Below are 1,522 nucleotides of genomic sequence, written 5' to 3'. Positions count from 1 at the left end.
GATACATTAAAAGAATTTATTCATTTCTCTGAATTTAATGAAAATAATAATAAAATATTAGATGAGTTAAATAATTTTTTTAGAACAAAGGTTGATTTGGTCATAGGTGTTGTTAGAAGTAGAGATATTTTACTTAAAACCAGAGAAACAGTAGAAAATTTACAAATTAAATTAGAAGATTTTAGACCAGTAGAATTTAGGGATTTTATTAAATATTTTGAGATGAAAATACGATTATTTGTCGTACTTCAAATAATAGATGCTTCCCTTAAAAGAGAGAAAACATTGGGTGCTTTTGTTATAGAATAGAATATGTTTGTAGTTTTTTATAATCATTAAAGTATCATATATTAAAGGATTATATATTAACTTATAAACTGCTTGACATATAAACATTTACTCTATAAAATAAAATAGAACAATTTTAGGTATATGTCGATGAGAACAATATTTTGTCTATTAATATTTTTCGTTTTTTATATACCATTGATATACGGAGATTTAGAGCCAGCTAAGAATATTAAACTCCATGGAATTTCTAATAGAGATTATTATATAAAAGATGTTAAGCTTCACAACATTCTTAATAGCAATTATTATTTAAACAAAGATGTTGACCTATATTCTCCTGAGGAATTTTATGGTTTTCCTCTAACTGAAGATCAAATTTTAGTAGATTATGAACAATTGTTAAAATATTATCAATATTTAGCTAAAAATTCACCCTATGTTAAATTAGAAAATGTTGGATATTCAACTGAAGATAGAAAAATCTATCAAGTTATAATATCATCTGAAGATAATTTAGATAATTTAGGAGATATTTTAGAAAAACAAAAAATTCTTTCAGATCCAAGAATAAAGGGTGAAATAGATATAAATGAACTGATCAATTCACAGCCAATGGTTTTATTTGTTGGTTTGTCTATTCATGCAAATGAAATTACCTCAACCCAAATGGCTCCAAATTTTATCTATAAGCTTTTAAGTATACAAGATGATTATTTGAAAGAAATTTTAGATAAAATTGTTTTGGTTTTTTCGGTTACAATTAATCCAGATGGTGTTGATAGGGTTGTTCATTGGTATTGGAATACATTAGGCACAAAAGCGGAAGGAACAACACCACCATTTTTGTATCAAAAATATGCAGGTCATGATAATAATAGAGATTATTTTATGAATAATCTTGCTGAAACAAGGGTTTGGAGTGAACAACTATTTAAGAGATTATATCCAGTTATTGTTTATGATATCCATGAGATGGGCAATACTGGGCCCCGGTTTTTTGTTCCACCATTTGATGATCCTGCAAATCCAGAGGTTCATTCAACTATTATAAGGGATATTCAACTTATTGGTGGTGCTGTTGCATCAGATCTTGCCTATAAGAACTTGGAGGGTGTTGTAACAAATGGTATTTATGATATGTGGTGGCATGGTGGGCTAAGGCCTGCTCCATATTACCACAATCAAATTGGTATATTAACAGAGGCTGCAAGAGTGAATATAGCGTCACCTG

2 protein-coding genes are annotated in these 1,522 nt (G+C 28.3%); both read left to right on the top strand.

The window, feature by feature from the left end; all coding sequences use genetic code 11:
• A partial coding sequence (locus SVN78_11130; protein ID MDY6822158.1) for a hypothetical protein occupies positions 1-309 on the top strand: 309 nt, incomplete at its 5' end.
• A gap of 129 nt (positions 310-438) precedes the next feature.
• Positions 439-1,522 (top strand): M14 family zinc carboxypeptidase (locus tag SVN78_11125; GenBank protein MDY6822157.1); only part of this gene is annotated, 1,084 nt, incomplete at its 3' end.

It is taken from the genome of Deferribacterota bacterium (assembly GCA_034189185.1).
GTDB lineage: Bacteria > Chrysiogenota > Deferribacteres > Deferribacterales > UBA228 > UBA228.
This window is presented reverse-complemented; position numbering and strand designations above follow the sequence as displayed.